A 22,013-nucleotide genomic window follows, 5' to 3' on the forward strand; every position below is an offset into this window, starting at 1 on the left:
TTATGAAAATTATGAGTTATTCGCCTTAAATTCCTTCAGTTTTTCAATCAATTGAGGAACCACTTCAAAGGCATCTCCTACAATCCCGTAATCAGCAGCTTTAAAGAAAGGTGCTTCAGGATCTGTATTGATTACTACTTTATTTTTGGATGCACTAATACCAGCAAGATGCTGTATAGCTCCAGATATTCCAATAGCGATATAAAGATTTGTCGCCACTGGCTTACCGGTTTGCCCTACGTGTTCACCATGAGATCTCCATCCCATGTCACTTACTGGTTTCGAGCATGCGGTTGCTGCACCGAGTACATCTGCAAGTTCTTCAATCATTCCCCAATTTTCTGGACCTTTCATACCACGACCAGCAGAAACAACAACTTCAGCATCGGCAATACTCACTTTATCTTTGTTTTTGTCAACAGACTCTACTATAATTCCAAAATTTTCATCATTCAATTCAGGAGAAAAATCTTCTTCAGAAAGTGATACTTCATTTTCTTTTAAGCCGTAAGCATTACTTGATAAACCTAAAAGCTTTACTTCAGTTGAGATAGAAGTCATATTAAAAGCTTTATTCGTAAAGGCTGTTCTTTCTACTGTAAATTCTCCATCTGTTTTCGGTAAAGCAACGACATTTGAAGCATAACCAGCATTTAAATTAACTGATAGTAATGGTGCTAAATATTTTGCATTTGCACTTTGACTTATAACAATCACTTTGGCATCTTCTTTTTTTGAAGCCTGAGTAATCACTTCTGCGTAGGCATCTGCATTAAATTTTGATAATTTATCATGAGATACTTTTAAAACTTTTTCTACTCCGTAAGTTTTAAGTTCATCTACGCTTTCTGCATTTACAGTAACTGCTGTTACGCTAGTCCCCATCAAATCTGCAATTCCTTTGGCATAAGAGGCAACTTCAAATGCAGCCTTCTTCAATTTGCCATTTTCTGATTCTGTATATACTAAAACTGACATAATATTATTTTTTAATGTTATATAGCTTTTGCTTCGTTATGAAGTAAATCTATCAATCTATCTAAATTCTCTGCATCTATCATAGTGACTTCACCCTTAGGATCTGGCTTTCTAAACATTTTAGCTTGAGTTTGTTTTTCACCGGAAACAGGTTCAACCACATTTAAGGGTTTTTTTCTAGCCATCATAATACCCCTCATGTTAGGGATTTTAAGATCGCTTTCCTCTACAAGTCCTTTTTGTCCACCAATAACTAAAGGCAAACTTGATTTTAGTGTTTCTTTACCACCATCAATTTCTCTAACAGCAGTTGCAGTATCACCTTCAACCTCTAGGCTTACGCAGGTGTTAATAAAATTAGCACCGATTAACTTAGCTAACATTCCTGGAACCATTCCACCATTATAATCTATAGACTCTCTCCCTGCAATGATTAAGTCGTAATTGCCTTCCTTGGCTACGTTAGCTAACTCTTTAGCAACTTGAAAACCATCTAATGGTTCAGCATCTACTCTATGTGCAGTATCTGCTCCAATTGCTAAAGCTTTCCTTATGGTAGGTTCTGTGTCCTTACCACCAACAGTGACAACATCTACTGTCGCGCCTTGTTTTTCTTTAAACCACATGGCACGAGTTAAACCAAACTCGTCGTTTGGATTGATAACAAACTGAACTCCATTAGTATCAAATTTTGTATCCTCTTCAACAAAATTGATCTTTGATGTCGTATCAGGAACGTGACTAATACAAACTAATATTTTCATGATTTCGAATTTTTTATCTTAGGTATACAAATATAGTAGTTTTAGCCAATAAATACTATGCATGCATAATAAAATTTTTATAAGATTCTTATAGTGTATAGAAATTTGAATTACTATTTTTGTGATTCTTTAAAAGTAAATTTAAATAGATGAGGACAATACAATTTAGAGAAGCTATTGTAGAAGCGATGAGCGAAGAGATGCGTGCTGATGAGACGATCTATCTCATGGGTGAAGAAGTTGCTGAATACAATGGCGCTTATAAGGCATCTAAAGGTATGCTGGATGAGTTTGGTGATAAAAGAGTCATTGACACCCCAATTTCGGAGCTTGGTTTTTCGGGGATAGGTATAGGTTCTGCCATGAATGGTAACCGTCCTATTATTGAGTTTATGACTTTCAACTTCTCATTAGTTGGTATTGATCAAATCATAAATAATGCTGCCAAGATGCGTCAAATGTCGGGTGGTCAATTTAATATTCCTATAGTTTTTAGAGGACCAACCGCTTCTGCTGGTCAATTGGGTGCTACCCATTCTCAGGCTTTCGAAAATTGGTTTGCCAATACGCCAGGTTTAAAGGTAGTGGTTCCTTCCAATCCTTATGACGCCAAAGGCTTGTTGAAATCTGCAATTCGAGATAATGACCCAGTGATTTTTATGGAAAGTGAGCAGATGTATGGAGATAAAGGAGAAGTTCCAGAAGAGGAATATACAATCCCTCTAGGAAAGGCAGATATCAAAAGAGAAGGTTCTGATGTTACTATCGTTTCTTTTGGTAAAATTATAAAAGAGGCTTACAAAGCTGCAGATGAACTGGAAAAGGATAATATCTCTTGTGAAATTATTGATATAAGAACGGTAAGACCACTAGATTATGAAGCTATTCTCAAGTCTGTAAAGAAAACCAATAGACTTGTTATTTTAGAAGAAGCATGGCCTTTTGGTAATGTAGCTACAGAAATAACTTATAAAGTTCAGAATGAAGCTTTTGATTACTTAGATGCACCTATCGTTAAGTTAAATACCGCAGATACACCTACTCCTTACTCTCCCGTTCTACTTGAAGAATGGTTGCCAAATAGCGAGGATGTCATCAAGGCTGTTAAAAAAGTTTTATATATTTAACACTCATCAAATTATAAATAAGCTTCATTTGCATAAAATTGCATTTGAAGCTTTTTTAGTTAATGAAATATTTCTTCCTACTCTTTTTTGTGTTTTCAGTTTTCGCTTCTTACAGTCAAACCAAGGTAAGTGGTTATGTAAAAGACTCTGACGGAAACCCTATTCCCTACGTCAACGTTTTTTTTTCAAACTCATCCGAAGGCACTATTTCTGATGAAAATGGAAAGTTTTATCTTCAGTCTGATTCTTCCTATTCAAGCCTTGAATTTACATTCATGGGATTTGAAAATTATAAGCTGAAACTAGACCAAAGATCCACTTATAACATTGAAATAGTTCTGCAGGAAAATTCATCAGAATTGAGTGAAGTCGTTGTCTATTCTGGTAAGACTTCCAAAAAGAATAATCCTGCAATAGATATCTTAAGAAAAATATGGGAAAATAAGCGTGAGAATGGGGTTAAAAAGTTTGACCACTATCAGTATGATAAATACGAGAAGCTTGAATTTGATCTTAATACGATTGATAGCTCATTGATTAATTCCAGAATTTTTAATGGAATGGAATTTATTTTTGATGATCTAGACACCAATGCTGTTACCGGAAAGACCTACCTCCCTGTGTTTCTTAATGAAGCAGCATCTAAAGTATATGGTAACAACTTAACCAACGATGAAAAGGAGGTACTTACTGGTAACAAAAGTTCTGGTTTTGATAATAATCAAAACCTTATCGCTTTTATCAAAGACCTTTATGCCGAATATAACATCTATGACAATTACCTGAAGTTCTTTAGTAAAAGTTTCGTGAGTCCATTATCTACCACAGGAATAGATAATTATAATTATGTTTTAACCGATAGCACTTTTATAGACGAAAAATGGTGTTACAATATTGTATTTTATCCAAGGCGGAAAGGGGAGCTAAACTTTAAAGGGGATTTTTGGGTGAACGATACTACCTGGGCCATTAAAAAAATCAACCTGGCTATGTCTAAGGGGGCAAACATCAACTGGGTAAAAGATGTTTATATAGAGCAGGAGTTTGATGTTCTCAATGATTCTGTGTTTTTAATTACAAAAGATCTGTTTATGACAGATTTTTCCATCAATAAAAAAGAAGAATCACGTGGTGTTTATGGTAAACGCACAACTCTTTATGATGATTATGTATTCGATCAGCCAAAAGGAAAAGCCTTCTATAATTATCAGCCAGAAACGTTCAATGAGGCAATTTATAATCGTGATGACGACTTTTGGACACAGAATAGGCAGGAAAATCTCAATAAGGACGAGAAGCAAGTTTACAAAATGCTGGATACGCTGCAAACCGTAGATGCTTTTAAAAGAATTTATAATGTTGGAACGATACTAGCAACCGGCTACTGGGAGCAGAACGGATGGGATTTTGGACCGGTGTTTTCGAGCTTTGGTTTCAATGAAGTAGAAGGTGTTAGATTAAGAGTAGGAGGGAGAACTTATTTCTCTCAGAACGATGACTGGAGACTTCAAGGATTTTTGGCTTATGGTTTTGGTGATGATAAATTTAAGTATGGATTATCTGGCAAATGGATGATAGACCCAAAAATGAGATTGATTATAGCAGGGGGAAATCGGAGAGATATCGAACAGCTAGGCGCAAGCCTTACCAATACCACAGATGTTTTAGGAAGGAATTTAGCGTCCTCCTCTGTACTTACCGTTGGGGCAAATACATCTCTAACTAACATTAATTTATCAAGCCTATCTTTGAGTTTCGAAGCTTTCAGAAACTTCAACCTTAGGTTTGAGGGTAACTTCAAAAGGCTAGAGTCTGCTTCAGATCAATTTAGTTTAGCTTATTTCACCAATCCAGAGCGAACAGAAACAAAGGCTGTGACCGAACAAGTGGAAGTGTCTTCAATTATTAGATATCGACCTGGACGTAAAACAACAGGTTATGGTGTGGAGCGAATTACAGTAAATGACGGGGACTTCCCGGAATTTCTTCTTAATTATACTAAAGGTCTGGGGAATATTACTACCTCAGATTTCGATTATGAAAAATTACAATTTTACTACAGACAGCCCATCCAAATAGGAGGTTTTGGAGAATTTACCTCGAGTATAGAATTAGGAAAAACCTTTGGCGCTGTCCCCTTGAGCCTCTTGGACATTGTTCCTGGAAACCAAACCTTGTTTTCTATACAAGGCTCTTTTCCACTTTTGGATTTTTATGATTTTGTAACTGATACATACGCCAGCGTGAATTTTGAACACAATTTTGACGGAAGGCTTTTTTCAAGAATTCCATGGCTAAGGGATCTCGACTTAAGAGAGATTGTTTCTGTAAGAGCAGTTTCTGGTAGTATTTCTGATGAAAATCAGTTGCTCAACGCCTCTACAACCAATCCTCTTTACCGTGCTCCAGATCAGGAACCTTACTGGTCTTACAGCTTCGGAGTGGATAATATCTTTCGAATTTTAAGAATTGACTTTCACTTTAGAGGAAATTATAACGATATTCCTGGCGCCAGAAGCTTCGGTATAACTGGAGGATTTGGCTTTAGTTTTTAAGGGTTAATAAAAAATTTCAATTTTGAATTAGGGTTGACTTGTTAAGTGTTGTTTTATAAGTGAACCATAAAACAAAACACTATGAAATTTTTAAAATCTATAGCAGTAATTTTAGCACTGACTTTAGTTTGGTCATGCTCTTCAGACGATTCAGATTCCAACCCAAGCTTAGCAGACTTGCCTAAATCTAATCTTGAAATTAAAGCAGTCGCTTCCGGAAGTGCCAACACCAGCAGCTCAGCAAAAGCTATTGCAGATGTTGAGGTATCTGAATTTTTGATTAATATCACCAATATTGAATTTGAATTTGCTGATGGCTTTGGAGTCCCAGGAAACTCTTCTGGAAATTCAGATGATGACGATAATTTAAATTTTGAAGACTTACCCGAAGAAATAGTTAGCTATTTAGAAGAAAATTATCCAAACGACCCATTTTGTAAAGGAGAACTTGAAGATGGTGACGACGATGATCCTTATGTTTATGAAATCGAACTTCAAAGTGGGACCGAAATTTACTTCAGAGAAGATTTTTCAGTTTATGCTACAGAAACCGATGACGACGGTTGTGACGATAACGGTAACGATAATAGCGATGATGATAGATACGATTCTGAAGATGAATTTGAACTTAGAGGACCATTTGAGCTTAATCTGAGCCAGGATGAAGTCACTGTTGTTGAGGTAGAAATTCCTGTTGGAGAATATGATGAAGTTGAATTTGAAATGGAAAGGAGTAATGATCCAACTAGCGAACTGTATCAGAAATCTATCTTAATGAGAGGTACAATTTCTGGAACAGCATTTGAATTTTTCCACACTTTGGAAGAAGATTTCGAAGTCGACTATGAAGACCAGGTCCAAAATCTTATCATTACAGAAGATAATAATAATTCGATTGTATTCGATTTCGATTTGGTTGCTGTTTTTAATCAGGTAGATCTTTCGGGAGCATCAGACGGTAACGGTAACGGAACGATTGAGATAAGTCCAGAAGATAATGATGGGAATAGACAATTGGCAAACCGTATTAAGAACGCTATTGAGCAGTATGTGGATCTCTTAGATGATTAATTAAAACTTACGTCTCAATTTCAAGACCCTTGCCAGATTATTTGGCAGGGTTTTTTTCTTTTTTTGAATTTGCATAATCCAGCTTAAACTTGGAGATACATGCTTAAGATTTTTATTTCATTTAAAACTGTCGTCTTGGGATTCATTTTCACCTGAAGCAATTAAGTTCACTTTTACCTAGCTTAAACCATTCATTTTATTAGCTATAAAATTACTGGATAGATTTATTCAGTAAAAATCAGTAGACAATATGTAAACTTAGACCAAGCAGATTCCTTTTTTATTATTTATCGTCGGCTAGTCTTGCCTCAATGGAAAGCTACTCGATATTGTAAATAATTAAAGACTTAATCGATTACAAAAGGCGAATTAATTTGCAAGAGAGGTATTGGTTTATAAGATTAGTGTGAGTCGATCTCTTTTCTCATTTTAGATTTTAGCTGACCTAGTATAATAAGAATAGCAATAATTGGTATGGTTCCTAAAAAAGGAGCTGTGGTATCTTTTCCAATGATGAATTTATACAATATAAGGCCAACTAAAATCAGCCAGGCCACCAGGACGGAATAGAAAATAGCATTAACGGTTTTCAATTTACCTTTAAGTTCAGCTTTTGAAGAGTCTTCCTTTTCCATAGGTAATAATTATAATTTTTCAAAGGTAAGCAGACTTCGGTCGATATCATTGTCTTCATCAAAAAGCACTATCGCATCTGGATTTCCAAAAGCACTTACAACCCAATCTTCATCCAGCTCATCCAGCTCATCATTGTCATCTTCAAAGTTTAGATCGAATATAAATTCACCATCGTCTATCTCTGCTTCCCAGGTTCCGGAAAAGCTCTCTCCAGAATTAATGTCTTCTATTGAAATGCTATTATTGGTATTGAATGTAAATCTATAGTCTTGGTAAGATGTAGTGAGGTCCTCATCATCTTCATCTATAAATGAGGTGATTTGAAATACTCCATCACTCACAAATGCGATAAAATCTTCTAACCTGGATTCAGTATTCAATAAGGAAGGATTAAAACAGCTTTGATCTAGATTTTCTATAGCTGAAATTAAATCTGTATTAGATAATAGAGAACTCTCAACTCCTTCAATTTCTATGGTGATAGGATAATTTAATTCATAAAAGCCACTGTTTACTTTAAGACTTTGAATGAGGTTATGTGATTGCGCTTTATTTTGCAATGTTCGATTATCGGTTAAGCTATTCTGGGCATCAAAAATCTTAGCATTAATAGGAAATTCAAATTCTAAGCAATTGATTTCAGAAGAACCCAATGTCGTGTTGATAACTGAGTTATATTCAGACTCACTCTCAACAATCAGTGTTTCATAATTAGAGAAAGATATTTCCGTGGGAAATGTAATGCTAAGTGTATAGGAGGTGGTTTGATTAGAAATTTCATCGATTAAAGTTTCATAGTCAGAGAAATCAGATATAATGAAATCAGATCCTGAATTCAGATTAACCTCAAAAGGGAACTCTAAGCTAATCGCATTAGACCCATCTACAAAATCATCAAAAGCAGTAGGGTTTTGTGTAAGCCTTAATAACAAATCACTTATCTCACTTTGAGAAGATATAGAGGTGAGTTCTTCTACCTGTTCAAAGCGCTCCTCGCTTTGGCATCCCCATAAAATCCATAGTGTTAAAATAAAGTAGAAGTGTTTCATCGTTTGTAAATTTATTAAATTCCTTTTTAAGATTAACAACTCAGTTGCGCTATACCCTATGTCAATGTTAGGGTAAATTCATTTTGAGTTGTTTTATTTGTGAAAACTAGCTTTAGGGCCTATGCAAAAAGAACTGTCTAAAGACGTTTGTGAAGAAAAACGATACGAGCATATTTTCAACACTTATTCTGAAGTAATAAATAATTATTTCTTCTATAAATTTGGTAATAAAGAAATGGCTAAGGAATCTGTGCAGGAGGCTTTTATAAAACTTTGGGAAAATTGTAAAAAGGTACCACCTTCAAAAGCTAAATCCTTTCTTTACACTGTTGCTAACAATTTATCTTTGAATAGATATAAGCATCAAAAAGTTGTTTTAAACTATGCCAATACTGTTCCTCAGCAAACTAAGGATGAACAAACTCCTCATTTTAAACTGGAAGAAGAAGAATTTAAAGTCAAATTAGAACAGGCGATACAGAAGCTTTCTGAAAAACAAAGAGTGGCGTTTTTGCTTCACCGGATCGATGATAAATCCTATAAAGAAATTGCTGAAATCCTAGACATAAGTGTAAAAGCTGTAGAAAAACGTATGCAGAAAGCTCTGGAAAGCTTAAGAGAACATATTGAAGCCTTTAATTAGGGTAAACCGTTTTTATGTTGTTTTAATTGTAGAAAGTAAGTCCTATGAAGAAAAAATACAAATTAGCAGATTGGCTTGATGATAAGATTGACTCTAAAGATTTACATGGAGAGAAAGGTTTAGAGACTCTAATGAAAATTAAGCATTATTCAGCACAACTTGAAAAGCCAGAATTTTCTAAAGCAGAAGTTTTTGAAGAGATAAAAAGTAATAGGCCAACAGTAAAGAAAATAAAATTTAACTGGTCAATTGCCGCCTCTATCTTTATAATACTAGGGGTTACCTCGTTAGCCTTTCTGTTTTCTGTAAAAGACTTTACTTCTCAACTCAACACTCAGGAAACTGTTCTGCTGCCAGACCAATCCAAAGTGATTCTTGCGGAAGACACAAGATTTCAATTCAATAATTGGTTTTGGAGTTTTGACAGGACTACTCAGCTTAGTGGTCAAGCCTATTTTGAAGTGAAAACAGGAGATACATTTATAGTAAAAACAGAGCTTGGTGAAGTAAAAGTGTTGGGAACTCGCTTCGATGTTTACTCCAGGGATTCCACATTTAAAGTGATTTGTTACGAGGGGTCTGTAAAAGTGAGTTTTAAAAACAGCAAGGAAGTATTGAAGAAAGGTCAGTTCGTCACTTTTCAAAATGGTAAAAAAATTGAACAAAGTAATGTTTATGAAGACCAACCCGAATGGGTGACCAAAACCAGCCAATTCAAAAATGTAAGCTTAGCTGAAGTAATTCAACAACTTGAAAAAGACTATCAAATTGAGGTGGATATTTCTCAAGTTTCTACGAATAAAAGTTTTACAGGAACACTGCCTACCGACAGTTTATCACTGGCTTTAGAGATACTGAGCGAAACTTATCAAATCGATTTTACAGTCATCAACGAAAATAGAATTATTTTTGTTAATGATGAACAAAGATAATTTTTGTTGTAAACCTATTTTTATAGCCTTACTGATTTTATTTGGCTATAGTCTTCAAGCTCAATCTGGAGAAAAGATTGAGCTTATTGAATTGTTGGATAGAATCGAAGAGGATCACACTGTCAACTTTAATTATTTAAGTGAAGACCTGGACAACCTCTATGTAGAACCTCCACCTGAAAGGAACTCTTTAGAACAATCCTTGGAGTTTATAAAACTGCAGTTTCCTCTGGAGTTTATTTTTGTGACAAATAAGAGTATATCTATCGCAATTGATTCTTCAAAAAAATGTATAAGCTTTATAGATGCTAATTCAGGTTCAAGCATTTCAAATGTTGTAGTTCAATTCAATTCCTCCAAAATTGCAAGTTCCAATGCCTTTGGAAAAGTTTTCTTAGAAAAATCGATAAGTCTAAACGATATTGTAGTAACACATCCCAATTACTTAAACAGGCAAGGAAGTATGGATAACTTAAATGATAATAATTGTATCTCAATTTATCTATACCCAGAGATAGAATTAGATGAAGTTATTATCAAAGAGTATTTGGCCAAAGGTATATCGTTAAACTTAGACAATAGCCTAAAGATAATTCCCCAAGAATTTGGTGTTTTACCAGGTCTTATCAATGCAGATGTTCTTCATAGTTTGCAATATGTTCCAGGAATTGTCAATACTGATGAAACCATTGCTCAAATTAATGTTAGAGGAGGGACACATGATCAAAACCTGGTTCTGTGGAATGGTTCAAGAATGTATCAAACCGGTCATTTTTTTGGAATGATTTCCGCGATCAATCCGCTCATGAATCATGAGATTAAAGTATTTAAGAACGGAAGTTCTGCTTTTTATAATGAGGGTGTTTCCTCAGTCATTGATATTTCATCGCGAGAACATTCTCAGGATTATAAGAGAACTCTACAGTTAGATTTTTTAAGTGCCAACGCAAGCGCTTTGTTAATGTTGAACAAAAAGTCCAACCTTCAGGTTGCGGCTAGAAAATCCTTAACAGAAGTCTGGGATTCCCCTACCTACGATGGATTTACAGATAAAGTATTTCAGAATACTGAGATTCAGGATTTGCTCCAGGGTGATGATAATAAAGTAACTACTGAGCAGGAACTTCAGTTTGTGGATGTTTCGCTTCAGTATGATTATGAATTTAAAGAAGGAGCTAAATTGAATCTGGATGTACTAGCTATTCAAAATAAACTTACCTTCGACGAGGTTTTGGAGACTACTTTAGAGCAAAAGCGTAATGATTTTGAGCAGAGTAGTTTTTTAGCCAATTTGAGTTTTGAAAAGGAGTGGAGCGAGAATCATACATCCTCAGTGGCTTTCAATGCTTCTATTTATGATCTTGAAGCCTTCAATCAATCTGTATTGAACGATCAAACCTTGCTTCAAAATAACGGAGTTGTTGATCTCAAACTCAGTTTAAAAGATACTTATATCCTTTCAGATCTCTTTACTCTTCGGATGGGATACCAGCTTAATGAAGTCGGAGTAAGAAATAATAGCATAGTCAATTCGCCTGAGGTGATTTTAAGAGACAAACAAGTACTGGTTACCCATTCTGGGATTGGAGAATTGGATTATACGTCTGGCAATAGAAAGTTAAAGACAAAACTGGGAATTCGCGGAAATTACTATGACGATTATGGAGATTTTCGACTAGAACCAAGGTTCAATTTAAGTTTTCAAGCCAACCGACATTGGCGATGGAATTTACTTGGTGAAATTAAAAACCAAAGCCTCACCCAAGTAATCGATCAGCAACAAGATTTTTTAGGAGTAGAGAAAAGGCGCTGGGTGCTTGCTAATGAGGATAGTTTCCCCATCCTTAATAACTTACAATTAGAAGCTGGCGTCAACTACACTAAAAACGCATGGATGCTTCAAGCTAATGTATATCATAAAACTGTAGAACGTATTTCATCAGGAAGTCAAGGGTTTCAAAATCAATTAGAGTTTCTACAAATCAATGGGGACTACGAAGTACTTGGGGCTGAGGTACTCATTCAGAAACGTATAAATGATTTTAATTTCTGGATTAACTTTTCGGTCATGGATAACGAGTACGATTTCAGAACTTTTGAACCTCAGCAATTCGCTAATAATTTCGAGATTACTCAAAGTTCAGCTTTTGGAGCAAGTTATACGTCAAATTCAGTTCAACTGTCTGTAGGAGGTCGCTACTTCGCTGGCAGGCCTATTACAGAAATTGATCTTGAAAGTCCGATATTGACTCCAAACACCAATCCAAGGATTAATTTTCTAAATCCGAACGAAGGAAATCTTGAAGATTACTTTCAGGTTAATTTCACGGCGAGTTATCAGTTTGATCTCAAACATTCTTTAGTAAAAACAGGCTTTAGTCTATTGAATGTATTTAATAGCAATAATATCACTCAACAATTCTATAGACTGGAGGATGTCAATACCCGTATTGAAAATGTAAGAGTCAGAAGTTTAGCATTAACTCCCAATGCATTTATTTCCATCCAGTTTTAAGTATTTACATTCCAACAAGGACCTGAAATAACAATTCATCCACTTTAAATTACAGCTGATCGGAAACATTATTTATGTTCTTATCCCTCGATTTACTTTTGGATAGAACTCAAAATATAAAACTCATGAACACGATTGTAAAATTAATGACCCTAACTTTGTTTTGTTTTATTCAAAGCCTTGTTGCTCAAGAAACTGGGGATTTAACTGTAAGATTTGAAAATGTAAAAGAAACTAAGGGAGAGCTATTTGTTGGTATTTATGAAAAAGATAATTTTCTTAGGCAACCCTCGATTGGAAAAACTGTGAAAGTAGACGGCAATGGATCAGAAATTACGTTTAAAGATATGGCGTATGGATCTTATGCGATCTCAGTTTTTCATGACCTTAATGGGAATCAACAAATGGATGTAAAATCTAACGGAATGCCACTTGAGCCCTGGGCAATGTCTGGAAACATGGACCCTGAACAATACCCAACCTGGGAAGGTGCTAAATTCGAACTTAACTCCGTAAAACAAGATCTGCTTCTCAAGTTTCAGTAAGAATAATAAAACTTGACCTAGGATTTGCCTATGGTCAGGTTTTTTATTTGATAATTTTTGAACTAGAAGCCAAAGTTTTTACTATTTTTGCCGTCCTTAAAATTTATTTAAAACAGTAGTTATGACATTTGATGTGTTGATTGAAATTCCGAGAGGAAGCAGAAATAAATACGAGTATGATTTTGATTTAAAGCAAATACGTTTCGATAGAATGTTACACACTTCTATGATGTATCCAGCGGACTATGGCTTTGTGCCAGAGACTTTAGCCCTGGATAACGATCCTATCGATGTCTTGGTGTTGTTCACGAATCCTGTTGTGCCAGGTTGTGTTGCAGAAGTAAGGCCTGTAGGCGTACTCAATATGTCAGATGAGAAAGGACCAGATGAGAAGATTATTTGTGTTCCTGTTGCGGATCCTATGGGAGATAACATTCAAAAGTTCTCAGATCTCAATCCACACACCATTAAAGAAATAGAACATTTCTTTAGAACTTATAAAGATTTAGAAGATAAAAAAGTAAGTATTGGCAACTGGGGTGATGAAAAAGAAGCCATTACCTTAGTTGAAAAAGCTGTAGCTCGCTACAAAGAAAGCGATACAGTAACACATAATTTTAGTCTGTAAGCTGGAGTTATTTTAATCAGTTATATATAAAACCACTTCTTTTTGAGGTGGTTTTTAGTATTTAAAAATCTTCATTAATAGAATTCAAATTCTTATTTTTGCTGAAATTCAAGAAAAGATATGTTTGATAGTTTAAGTGATAAGTTAGATAAGGCCTTTCATGTATTAAAAGGTCACGGACAGATTACAGAAGTTAATGTAGCAGAAACACTTAAAGAGGTGAGAAGAGCATTGGTGGATGCCGATGTCAATTTCAAAATTGCCAAGGAATTTACCAATTTGGTTAAAGAAAAAGCCTTAGGTCAAAACGTATTGAAGAGCTTGAAGCCTAATCAACTGATGGTCAAAATCGTTAAAGATGAATTAACGGATTTGATGGGGGGCGAAGCTGAGGGCGTCAATTTATCTGGTAATCCAAGCGTCATCTTGATGTCTGGATTACAGGGGTCTGGTAAGACGACCTTTTCGGGTAAATTGGCAAATTTTCTAAAAACTAAAAAAACCAAAAAGCCATTACTGGTAGCCTGTGATGTTTACCGTCCGGCCGCCATAGACCAGTTACATGTGGTTGGCGATCAGATCGGGGTAGAGGTATTCTCCAATAAAGAAGAAAAAAATCCTGTTGCCATTGCAGAAGCTGCTATTGCTCACGCCAAGCAAAATGGACATAATGTCGTTATTCTCGATACAGCTGGGCGACTTGCAGTAGATGAGGTCATGATGAATGAAATATCTGACATCTATAAGGCGATAAAACCACAAGAAACTTTGTTTGTGGTCGATGCCATGACGGGACAGGATGCAGTGAATACTGCTAAAGCGTTTAATGATGTTTTAGACTTTGATGGTGTTATTTTAACCAAGTTGGATGGTGATACACGAGGTGGTGCTGCCATATCCATTAAGTCTGTGGTAAATAAACCAATTAAATTTATTGGTACTGGCGAGAAAATGGATGCTATAGACGTGTTCTATCCTTCTAGAATGGCGGACCGTATCTTGGGCATGGGTGATGTAGTCTCTCTTGTGGAAAGAGCCCAAGAGCAGTATGATGAGGAGGAAGCCAGGAAAATTCAAAAGAAAATTGCCAAAGATAAGTTTGGTTTCGATGATTTCTTAAAGCAGATACAACAGGTCAAGAAAATGGGTAGCATGAAGGACCTTATGGGCATGATACCTGGCGCTGGTAAAATGATGAAAAACATGGATATAGACGATGATGCCTTTAAGCACATTGAAGCTATGATCCATTCCATGACACCTCAAGAAAGAGAGAACCCAACCAGCATCAACGCTAGTCGTAAGAAAAGAATAAGTAAGGGTTCAGGAACAAGTGTTCAGGAAGTGAATCAGTTATTGAAACAATTCTCTCAAATGAGCAAAATGATGAAAATGATGCAAGGTGGTGGTGGTAAGAAGATGATGCAAATGATGCAAAATCTCAAGTAATTTGAGACATTTTAATCTTCAGAAGGTTTTTCGGTCACTAACTCCTCTTCAGATTTCCAGTTTTCATAAGCTTCAAGATCGTGATTGATCATCTTTAGTATGAAACCAAAAACAGTAATGTCATCTAAATAGCCCAGAAAGGGAATAAAATCAGGGACCAGGTCTAGTGGGTTAATGATGTAAATTACTGCAAAAATCATTGCTGCAAGAGTTCTCCACGGTGTTTGGGGATAGTTTTTTTGCTTTACATCTTTCAAAAACTGAAACATGAGTATAACTTTTTCTTTATACTTTTTCCAGTCAGGATGGTTTAATTTGGCGAATAATTGATCTTTTTTATCAAATACAGTCTCAAAATCAGTTTCTGATACCGTTTCTATTCCTTCTTTGACAAAGCGTTTATCCACTTTTTTCTTTTTCTTCATTAACAATGCTTTCGTTTAATTTCTTCTCCGATTTTGACTCAAATTCACCGTATTCTTTCTTATAAATCATAACGATAAGTAAAAATAAGGATAATAGTAGAGGGCCAAAAATAAGACCGATAAAACCAAATAGAGGAACCCCAATAATAACCCCAATAAGAGTAATAAGCGGATGCTCGTTTGCCATTTTTTTAAGAACCAAAAGCCTCACGATATTGTCTGAGGATCCAACAACTAAAAGACCATAAAGTAGCACTCCGATAGCAGAGGCAGTATCGCCCTGATAATACATCAGCAAGGTAACTGGGATAAATCCAAGCGCTGTACCAATAAATGGAATCATAGATCCTATGGTTGTAATGACAAACCAAAACATAGCTTCGGGAACTCCAAATATCCAATACCCAATTAGAGAAATAATCCCTTGAAACAAAGCGACCAAGGGAATGCCTATGGCGTTTGCTTTCACTTTTTTGGCAGATTCTGAGGCGATAAGTTTAAGATTCTGAACACCTATGGGAATATAAGTCTCCATAGATAAGGTCAGCTTGTTTTGATTAAGTAGCATGTAGTATAAAAGAAAATACATGATACTTATGGCTACAAAAACTTCAAATGTGCCCCCTGCTAGTCCCTGTAAGTTGTTAGAGAGCCAATCGGTAACCGCAGAACTATCTATATTGTCTCCAATTTTGAAGCCAGTGAGTTGTTCGAGCTGGACAAATTGAGCTTTTGCTGCTTCAATGACCTTTTCAGAATTCTGTATAGCCTTACTTATTTTTGAGGAAAGCATGAGTATAATTCCTAAAACAGGTACTAAAATGAGAATAAATGAGCCTAACATCAGGATAGAAACACTCAAGGTATCATTCCAGCCGCGTTTAAGCATTTTTGTCATTAAACCTCTCAGAAGCACATAAAAGGTAATAGCACCAAGGATACCAGAGATATAGGGTAAAAGCTCTCTAAATATGAGTGAACCCAATGATAAAATAATCAAAAGGATAAACAGTTGCCTGACCAGTCTTGGGGATAACCTATCCATCTTATTTGGCAAAAATTTGATTCATATCTTTAAAGCTTTTAAATTCTAAGGCATTTCCACTAGGGTCTTTAAAAAACATAGTGGCCTGTTCTCCAGGTTTTCCCTCAAACCTAATGTAAGGTTCAATAACGAAATCAATTCCTTTTTCTTTTAATTGCTCCGCAAATTCATGAAAGACTTCCCACTCCAGGACTACTCCAAAATGAGGAACAGGAACATCATGACCATCAACTTTACTATGAGCATCGGGGTTAGGATTGTGTTTTTTATCCTCGTGTATCACAAATTGATGTCCGAAAAAATCGTAGTCGACCCAGTGAGAATCACTTCTTCCTTCTTTAAAATTTAGGGTGTTAGAATAAAAATTTCTTGCTTCAGACAAGTTTTGAACTGGAATCGCAAGATGAAATGGCATGAGTGTTGGCATAGGTAGTTCTTTAGTTTAATTCCTGTAGAGGTCTTTTACTTCTTCTTTGGTAAGGTGTCTATAGTTACCTTTCTCTACGTCTAAGATAATGTTTTTTATTCTAGTACGTTTCAATGTTCTCACTCTATAGTCTAGGGCTTCACACATTCTCCTAATCTGTCGATTGAGCCCTTGAGTAAGAATAATTTTAAAGCTTCTATCACCTAATTTTTCAACTTCACATTTCCTTGTGATGGTATCCAAAATTGGAACTCCATTCCTCATCTTTTCAATAAACTGTTCAGTGATTGGCTTATCTACTGTTACCAGATATTCTTTGTCATGGTAATGTCTAGCTCTTAAAATTTTATTTACGATTTCGCCATCATTGGTCATTAAAATCAGGCCTTCGCTCATTTTATCCAATCGTCCAACAGGGTAGATACGTGTGGGGTAATTAACCAGGTCTACAATGTTATTTTTTTCAACTTTAGCATTGGTGGTGCACACGACTCCTTTAGGTTTATGAACAGCAAGGTAAACATGTTCTTCAGTTTCAAACTCTATCAATTTCCCATCCACGTAAACCTTGTCTCCCGGATTAACCTTGGTCCCCATTGTAATCAGTTCACCATTAATGGTAATTCTGCCTTGTTCCATCAGCTTATCAGCTTCACGCCTGGAACAAAAACCAGCCTGACTTAAATATTTATTGATACGTATGGGTTCATCACTCATGTCTGTGCATTTAAAAATTCTATAATATCATTACGGATCTCACTTTTATTTAAAGAATGTCCAGCTCCTTCGGTTAATTTCAATGTAGAATTTTTTAAGTGTTTATGAATCGCTTTTGCTTCCTCTGCTGGGGCTATCTTATCGTATTGATCATGAACGATTAGAGCTTTATGTTGTATAGTTTTAGAAAATTCTGCAATTGAGAATTCATTAAAATTATAGCCAAATTTCTCTTTAAAGAACTCTTCAAGGGCATTCATAAATTTATCACTCAGTCTTAAAATTTGTTTGTAATCTTTCATGATACGGCTCATTTCTGAAGGAGCTCCCAGAAGGACTATTTTTTCTAAAAATGTGCTATGTTTTAGGTACTGGTTGTAAATCACCGTCATTGCCCCCACGCTATGCCCGACTAAAAAATCTGGACGGTATAATTTAAGAATACGGTCGAGGCATTTAGAATATAACGGTACATTTAAAAGCTGACCATCTGAGTAGCCATGAGCTGGTGCGTCAAAGGCAATAATATTGAAATCTTCTTTTTGTAAATCTTCAATAAGTTCTTTCCAGCGGAAAGAGTTACTATCCCAGCCATGAATTAAGACCACTGTTTTACCGTCTCCTTTCCAGTGGTAGGTTTGAATTTTTTTTGAATTGTGCTCTATTGAGGTAGTCTTCGCTTTATTTAAAAATGTTTCTTGTTCTGGTTTTACTTTTCCTTTTCTAGGGGAAGAAAACAGCCTGTAAGCTTTTCTGATGGCCTTCTCTGGTTGGATTAGAAAAATAGAGTTAAGTCTAAATCCAATTACTCGAGGGGCATACTTTTGTACAAGTTTTTTTGAGGCTTTTTTCATAGGTTAGTTGGGAGAATATGATTTATAAAAAGATTAATCTGGTAAGCTGTCAAATCTAAGCCAGAAGTACCTGATGGGAGCTTCATCGGGTATTTGATTGGCTTCAATTTTCACTTCAGAATCAAATCTTAGCTCGCTTGGTAAATGCTTTTTGTCGATAACCACGTAGGCGCCAATTTCATTTAAACTCAAAATGACACTGCTGATGCTATTTTGTATGTTATCAATTTTATAATTTTCATAAATCACTTTGAAATTACTATCAACACTTAATCCTTTCTTAGTTTGATATTTCGGATCCAGAATTTGAATTTCATCGATAGTAATCAGTGAGTCATTTTGATAGTTAGGTTCAATAAGTAAGGATAAATTTCCTTTTTTATCGTAGACTTCTATTTCAGTCAATTTTTCACGATTAGTGCTTGATTCCAAATTAGGGATGGAGTCTGAGTTCAAAATCGATTTCAATTCTTCTATTTCCGTGTTGGAGTTTAGAAGTCCTAATTGATTTTTTGCGATTAAAGTTTCCGAAACTGTATGACTACAACTTGAGCATACAGCAGCTATCAATAAACTGAAGAGGGACAAAATTCTCATTTATAATTTTTTTCAAAAATAATGAAAGTCATCAATTATGAGGACGAACATCCAACTTTATAAGTTTCACAATAGTTTTATTTCGACTATAGCTTTCAGTATCTTTGCAGCATGCAAAACGAAAACATAGAAAAACTTGTTCATAAAGGGGTTATGCTTCCCCTCATGGAAGAATTTTATACTATACAAGGAGAAGGCTATCATACAGGAACTGCCGCTTATTTTATAAGAATAGGAGGTTGTGACGTGGGGTGCCATTGGTGCGATGTGAAAGAAAGTTGGGACCCTGAGCGACACCCACCCACTCAGATAGGTTCTATTATAGAAAATGCCAAAAAATACAGCAACACCATAGTCATAACAGGAGGTGAACCTTTAACCTGGGATATGTCTTTACTTACCGAAGGCCTTAAGGCCAATGGCTTGCAAATTCATATTGAAACTTCTGGAGCTTATGATATGTCTGGGGTTTGGGATTGGATTTGCTTATCTCCAAAAAAGATAAAATTACCAAAACCGGAGATTTATCCTCGTGTAGATGAGCTCAAGGTAATTATATATAATAAACACGATTTTAGATTTGCAGAAGAGCAAGCAAAGCAGGTTAGTGAAGAATGTGAGCTCTTTCTTCAACCCGAATGGAGTGTGAGAGAAAAAATGACACCTCAAATTGTTGATTATGTCATGTCTAACCCAAAATGGCGTATTTCACTTCAGACGCATAAGTACTTAAATATTCCTTAAATAGCTAATTATAAAGTTAATAATTGTTAACTGTTAAGGTTTTTTTTGATTTGCGTCAACCATAATACCCTAACTTTCGTAACTAAATTAAACAACAAAAAATTAGTTATGAAAAAGATTAAAAATTTTATTTTACCATTATTCTTAGGCCTTTTTATAGTGGCCTGCGATAATGATGACAGTTTAAATCCTGTTACCGATCCTATTTTAGATAACATAAGATATGATCTTGGTGAGCTCAACGATTCAGGTGTGAGTGGAGATGCTGTTTTTAACGAACAAGAAGATGGTTCTATTCAACTTATTGTTGAGGTAGAAGGAACATCTCCTGGCAACATGCATCCAGCTCATATTCATATGAATGCTGCTTTTGAAACGGGACCTATAATTGTTTCACTAGAACCTGTAGATGGTGCTACCGGATTAAGTATCACAGAATTTACTAGTGATGTTGATGGAAATCCAATTAGTTTTGAAGATATAGAAGGACTTGATGCTTATATCAATGTACATTTGAATCCAAACGATGATACAGTTGTTGCACAAGGAAATATTGGTCAAAACGATTTTACGGGTGAAGAAAAAAGTTATGATTTAGGAGAAAGAGCTGTACCAGGTATTAGTGGTACTGTCCTTTTTAAAGAGAGAGCCAATGGATTTGCATTGGCTACAATTTCTTTGGAAGGAACACCAGATGATGGTTTGCACCCAGCACATATTCATATGAACACTGCAGCCCAGGGTGGAGATATTATCTTTTCTTTCAACCCTGTAAATGGTGCTACAGGTATCAGCAATACAGATACAAATGAAAGCGCAATGGAGGGTGAAAATGCATTTACTTTCGAAGAAATTCTAGGATTAGACGCATACGTGAATATACATTTAAGTGCCGAAGAACTAGAAACTATAGTTGCTCAAGGGGATATTGGTCAAAATGAATTAACTGGTGAGTCTAAAACTTACGAGCTAGGAGAGAAGGATGTAGAAGATATTAGTGGATCTATACTTTTCGAAGAACGTGCAAATGGTTTTGCATTGGCAACTATAAGCTTAGAAAATACGATTGAAGGCGAAGAGCATCCTGCTCACATTCATATGAATTCTGCTATTATTGGAGGTTCTATAATTTTCTCTTTCAATTCAGTTAATGGAACATCTGGGATAAGTACGACTGAAAGCGATGAAAGTGCTATGGAAGGGGAAAATGCTATATCTTATGCTGAAATTCTTGAAGCAGATGCTTACGTTAATGTACATTTAGGGCCTGGAGATGATTTAGCAACTATTGTAGCTCAAGGCGATATTGGATCAAATGAGCTGACAGGTGAGTCAATAACCTATACCCTAAATGAAGTTGATGTTATGGGCATAAATGGTGAAATCACTTTTGAAGAAAGAATTAATGGTTTTGCACTAGCAACTATTGATTTGGTAGGAACTCCAGCAGATGGAATGCATCCTGCTCATATTCATGCAGGTGAAATTGTAGATAACGGTCCAATTATTTTCTCTTTTAACCCTGTCGATGGTGCTACAGGAATGAGCATGTCTGATACGAGACAAGGTAACGGAGATGATGAAGATTCTTTTACCTACGCTGATATATTAGAAATTGCAGGTTATGTCAATGTTCATTTGAGTGCAACAGAATTAGAAACAATTGTTGCCCAAGGTGATATAGGTGCTAACCTAGAATAAGAATTCCACAGTAGAAATTTAAAAGCGGCCCTTGGGCCGCTTTTTTTATGGATTTAAAAACTGTCCTTCCCAGTTATTCACTTTGTCAAATCTAGCTCTAATATGGTTTGGTCTTTTAAGCTCTAAATATTCCATAGATTCTGGTACTAATTTGAGCAAACAAAAATGGTGCTCATCCTCTTTATACTCAACGTGGTCTGGATTGTCAATAGGGGTTCCGGGAGCTTGTTGTGTAATAAAATCCTTCTGTGATTTACCTTGTACACGGCTCCAGTAATTTTCAAAATCTTTCCCAGATCGAATGAGTTGCATCTTCCCTTCAATTTTAACCTGAAGTAACTTCTTATGATTATAAAACAGTAAGCTAGCATTTGGATTAGTTTCAAATTGATGAATTTTATCGCTACGCTCGTCTGTGTACATAATCAACTCAAATTGATCTGTAGAGTCTCTTAAAACCACTGTTCGCTGAACAGGTTTTTGATCCTCTATGCTTCCAAGGCTGGGATAGCGATAAGGATGCTTTTTCTTAAGGTATCCAAATTTGACTTCATTTTTTAAATCTTTAAAGATTTGATCTAGCATTTTTTATTTTAAAGTTAAAAAAAGAG

Annotated in this window: 22 protein-coding genes; 11 read left to right on the top strand and 11 right to left on the bottom strand. The window is 35.6% G+C overall.

Going from position 1 to position 22,013, the window contains the following annotated elements; translation table 11 throughout:
- Window positions 1-9: 9 nt before the first annotated feature.
- Both F598_RS0110380 and F598_RS0110385 read right to left on the bottom strand, forming a co-directional pair.
- Complete coding sequence (locus F598_RS0110380; RefSeq protein ID WP_019038985.1) at window positions 10-978, bottom strand: electron transfer flavoprotein subunit alpha/FixB family protein; 969 nt, start codon at window positions 976-978, stop codon at window positions 10-12.
- Window positions 979-995: 17 nt separating this feature from the next.
- The gene (locus tag F598_RS0110385) at window positions 996-1,742 is read right to left on the bottom strand and encodes an electron transfer flavoprotein subunit beta/FixA family protein (protein WP_019038986.1); all 747 of its coding nucleotides are present in this window, start codon (window positions 1,740-1,742) and stop codon (window positions 996-998) included.
- 149 nt (window positions 1,743-1,891) lie between these two features.
- On the opposite strand from F598_RS0110385, the gene F598_RS0110390 reads away from it, so the two are divergent.
- From F598_RS0110390 to F598_RS0110400, 3 genes are all read left to right on the top strand, one after another.
- The gene (locus tag F598_RS0110390; protein ID WP_019038987.1) at window positions 1,892-2,869 is read left to right on the top strand and encodes a pyruvate dehydrogenase complex E1 component subunit beta; all 978 of its coding nucleotides are present in this window, start codon (window positions 1,892-1,894) and stop codon (window positions 2,867-2,869) included.
- Between the two features lie 62 nt (window positions 2,870-2,931).
- On the top strand, window positions 2,932-5,424 hold the full coding sequence (locus F598_RS0110395; RefSeq protein WP_019038988.1) for a DUF5686 and carboxypeptidase-like regulatory domain-containing protein: 2,493 nt from the start codon (window positions 2,932-2,934) through the stop codon (window positions 5,422-5,424).
- A gap of 81 nt (window positions 5,425-5,505) precedes the next feature.
- On the top strand, window positions 5,506-6,495 hold the full coding sequence (locus F598_RS0110400) for a hypothetical protein (RefSeq protein ID WP_019038989.1): 990 nt from the start codon (window positions 5,506-5,508) through the stop codon (window positions 6,493-6,495).
- Window positions 6,496-6,896: 401 nt separating this feature from the next.
- Here F598_RS0110400 and F598_RS0110405 read toward each other — a convergent pair whose 3' ends face one another.
- On the bottom strand, window positions 6,897-7,130 hold the full coding sequence (locus tag F598_RS0110405; protein WP_019038990.1) for a hypothetical protein: 234 nt from the start codon (window positions 7,128-7,130) through the stop codon (window positions 6,897-6,899).
- Between the two features lie 9 nt (window positions 7,131-7,139).
- Complete coding sequence (locus tag F598_RS0110410) at window positions 7,140-8,180, bottom strand: hypothetical protein (protein ID WP_019038991.1); 1,041 nt, start codon at window positions 8,178-8,180, stop codon at window positions 7,140-7,142.
- Between the two features lie 121 nt (window positions 8,181-8,301).
- Between F598_RS0110410 and F598_RS0110415 the strand changes: the two genes are divergently transcribed.
- From F598_RS0110415 to ffh, 6 genes are all read left to right on the top strand, one after another.
- Window positions 8,302-8,823 (top strand): RNA polymerase sigma factor, encoded by a 522-nt coding sequence (locus F598_RS0110415; RefSeq protein ID WP_019038992.1) that lies wholly within the window; start codon window positions 8,302-8,304, stop codon window positions 8,821-8,823.
- Window positions 8,824-8,867: 44 nt separating this feature from the next.
- Entirely contained in the window at window positions 8,868-9,755 is an 888-nt protein-coding gene (locus F598_RS0110420) for a FecR family protein (protein WP_019038993.1), read from the top strand.
- Entirely contained in the window at window positions 9,739-12,270 is a 2,532-nt protein-coding gene (locus tag F598_RS0110425; protein ID WP_019038994.1) for a TonB-dependent receptor plug domain-containing protein, read from the top strand. The genes F598_RS0110420 and F598_RS0110425 overlap by 17 nt, the downstream gene beginning before the upstream one ends.
- Before the next feature lie 125 nt (window positions 12,271-12,395).
- On the top strand, window positions 12,396-12,815 hold the full coding sequence (locus F598_RS0110430; protein WP_033408630.1) for a DUF2141 domain-containing protein: 420 nt from the start codon (window positions 12,396-12,398) through the stop codon (window positions 12,813-12,815).
- Window positions 12,816-12,936: 121 nt separating this feature from the next.
- Window positions 12,937-13,443: an inorganic diphosphatase gene (locus F598_RS0110435; protein WP_019038996.1), complete on the top strand. Its 507-nt coding sequence runs from the start codon at window positions 12,937-12,939 to the stop codon at window positions 13,441-13,443.
- A 120-nt stretch (window positions 13,444-13,563) separates the two neighbouring features.
- Window positions 13,564-14,892: a signal recognition particle protein gene (ffh, locus tag F598_RS0110440; protein WP_019038997.1), complete on the top strand. Its 1,329-nt coding sequence runs from the start codon at window positions 13,564-13,566 to the stop codon at window positions 14,890-14,892.
- 11 nt (window positions 14,893-14,903) lie between these two features.
- Here ffh and F598_RS0110445 read toward each other — a convergent pair whose 3' ends face one another.
- The 6 genes from F598_RS0110445 to F598_RS0110470 are packed head-to-tail and all read right to left on the bottom strand — an operon-like array spanning window position 14,904 to window position 18,957.
- Complete coding sequence (locus F598_RS0110445) at window positions 14,904-15,317, bottom strand: YkvA family protein (protein WP_033408633.1); 414 nt, start codon at window positions 15,315-15,317, stop codon at window positions 14,904-14,906.
- Entirely contained in the window at window positions 15,292-16,362 is a 1,071-nt protein-coding gene (locus F598_RS0110450; protein WP_019038999.1) for an AI-2E family transporter, read from the bottom strand. The genes F598_RS0110445 and F598_RS0110450 overlap by 26 nt, the downstream gene beginning before the upstream one ends.
- Before the next feature lies 1 nt (window position 16,363).
- Window positions 16,364-16,789 (bottom strand): VOC family protein, encoded by a 426-nt coding sequence (locus tag F598_RS0110455; RefSeq protein WP_019039000.1) that lies wholly within the window; start codon window positions 16,787-16,789, stop codon window positions 16,364-16,366.
- Between the two features lie 15 nt (window positions 16,790-16,804).
- Window positions 16,805-17,506 (bottom strand): pseudouridine synthase, encoded by a 702-nt coding sequence (locus F598_RS0110460; protein WP_019039001.1) that lies wholly within the window; start codon window positions 17,504-17,506, stop codon window positions 16,805-16,807.
- A complete protein-coding gene (locus F598_RS0110465) occupies window positions 17,503-18,360 on the bottom strand; it encodes an alpha/beta fold hydrolase (RefSeq protein ID WP_019039002.1) in 858 nt (285 codons plus the stop codon). Before F598_RS0110465 ends, F598_RS0110460 begins: the two co-directional genes overlap by 4 nt.
- A gap of 33 nt (window positions 18,361-18,393) precedes the next feature.
- Window positions 18,394-18,957: a hypothetical protein gene (locus F598_RS0110470; RefSeq protein ID WP_019039003.1), complete on the bottom strand. Its 564-nt coding sequence runs from the start codon at window positions 18,955-18,957 to the stop codon at window positions 18,394-18,396.
- A gap of 111 nt (window positions 18,958-19,068) precedes the next feature.
- Between F598_RS0110470 and F598_RS0110475 the strand changes: the two genes are divergently transcribed.
- Both F598_RS0110475 and F598_RS0110480 read left to right on the top strand, forming a co-directional pair.
- On the top strand, window positions 19,069-19,701 hold the full coding sequence (locus tag F598_RS0110475) for a 7-carboxy-7-deazaguanine synthase QueE (protein ID WP_019039004.1): 633 nt from the start codon (window positions 19,069-19,071) through the stop codon (window positions 19,699-19,701).
- A 108-nt stretch (window positions 19,702-19,809) separates the two neighbouring features.
- Window positions 19,810-21,402, top strand: a complete 1,593-nt coding sequence (locus F598_RS0110480) for a CHRD domain-containing protein (RefSeq protein WP_019039005.1) — start codon at window positions 19,810-19,812, stop codon at window positions 21,400-21,402.
- Window positions 21,403-21,447: 45 nt separating this feature from the next.
- Here F598_RS0110480 and F598_RS0110485 read toward each other — a convergent pair whose 3' ends face one another.
- On the bottom strand, window positions 21,448-21,987 hold the full coding sequence (locus F598_RS0110485) for a pyridoxamine 5'-phosphate oxidase family protein (protein ID WP_019039006.1): 540 nt from the start codon (window positions 21,985-21,987) through the stop codon (window positions 21,448-21,450).
- Window positions 21,988-22,013 lie beyond the last annotated feature (26 nt).

The sequence above is a fragment of the Psychroflexus tropicus DSM 15496 genome, from assembly GCF_000378765.1.
In the GTDB taxonomy this organism is placed as follows: Bacteria; Bacteroidota; Bacteroidia; order Flavobacteriales; family Flavobacteriaceae; genus Psychroflexus; species Psychroflexus tropicus.

Bases quoted from the DNA above. Each gene is read 5' to 3' on its own strand.
- F598_RS0110380 (WP_019038985.1), bottom strand. From the start codon at position 978: ATGTCAGTTTTAGTATATACAGAATCAGAAAATGGCAAATTGAAGAAG.
- F598_RS0110385 (WP_019038986.1), bottom strand. From the start codon at position 1,742: ATGAAAATATTAGTTTGTATTAGTCACGTTCCTGATACGACATCAAAG.
- F598_RS0110390 (WP_019038987.1), top strand. From the start codon at position 1,892: ATGAGGACAATACAATTTAGAGAAGCTATTGTAGAAGCGATGAGCGAA.
- F598_RS0110395 (WP_019038988.1), top strand. From the start codon at position 2,932: ATGAAATATTTCTTCCTACTCTTTTTTGTGTTTTCAGTTTTCGCTTCT.
- F598_RS0110400 (WP_019038989.1), top strand. From the start codon at position 5,506: ATGAAATTTTTAAAATCTATAGCAGTAATTTTAGCACTGACTTTAGTT.
- F598_RS0110405 (WP_019038990.1), bottom strand. From the start codon at position 7,130: ATGGAAAAGGAAGACTCTTCAAAAGCTGAACTTAAAGGTAAATTGAAA.
- F598_RS0110410 (WP_019038991.1), bottom strand. From the start codon at position 8,180: ATGAAACACTTCTACTTTATTTTAACACTATGGATTTTATGGGGATGC.
- F598_RS0110415 (WP_019038992.1), top strand. From the start codon at position 8,302: ATGCAAAAAGAACTGTCTAAAGACGTTTGTGAAGAAAAACGATACGAG.
- F598_RS0110420 (WP_019038993.1), top strand. From the start codon at position 8,868: ATGAAGAAAAAATACAAATTAGCAGATTGGCTTGATGATAAGATTGAC.
- F598_RS0110425 (WP_019038994.1), top strand. From the start codon at position 9,739: ATGATGAACAAAGATAATTTTTGTTGTAAACCTATTTTTATAGCCTTA.
- F598_RS0110430 (WP_033408630.1), top strand. From the start codon at position 12,396: ATGAACACGATTGTAAAATTAATGACCCTAACTTTGTTTTGTTTTATT.
- F598_RS0110435 (WP_019038996.1), top strand. From the start codon at position 12,937: ATGACATTTGATGTGTTGATTGAAATTCCGAGAGGAAGCAGAAATAAA.
- ffh (WP_019038997.1), top strand. From the start codon at position 13,564: ATGTTTGATAGTTTAAGTGATAAGTTAGATAAGGCCTTTCATGTATTA.
- F598_RS0110445 (WP_033408633.1), bottom strand. From the start codon at position 15,317: ATGAAGAAAAAGAAAAAAGTGGATAAACGCTTTGTCAAAGAAGGAATA.
- F598_RS0110450 (WP_019038999.1), bottom strand. From the start codon at position 16,362: ATGGATAGGTTATCCCCAAGACTGGTCAGGCAACTGTTTATCCTTTTG.
- F598_RS0110455 (WP_019039000.1), bottom strand. From the start codon at position 16,789: ATGCCAACACTCATGCCATTTCATCTTGCGATTCCAGTTCAAAACTTG.
- F598_RS0110460 (WP_019039001.1), bottom strand. From the start codon at position 17,506: ATGAGTGATGAACCCATACGTATCAATAAATATTTAAGTCAGGCTGGT.
- F598_RS0110465 (WP_019039002.1), bottom strand. From the start codon at position 18,360: ATGAAAAAAGCCTCAAAAAAACTTGTACAAAAGTATGCCCCTCGAGTA.
- F598_RS0110470 (WP_019039003.1), bottom strand. From the start codon at position 18,957: ATGAGAATTTTGTCCCTCTTCAGTTTATTGATAGCTGCTGTATGCTCA.
- F598_RS0110475 (WP_019039004.1), top strand. From the start codon at position 19,069: ATGCAAAACGAAAACATAGAAAAACTTGTTCATAAAGGGGTTATGCTT.
- F598_RS0110480 (WP_019039005.1), top strand. From the start codon at position 19,810: ATGAAAAAGATTAAAAATTTTATTTTACCATTATTCTTAGGCCTTTTT.
- F598_RS0110485 (WP_019039006.1), bottom strand. From the start codon at position 21,987: ATGCTAGATCAAATCTTTAAAGATTTAAAAAATGAAGTCAAATTTGGA.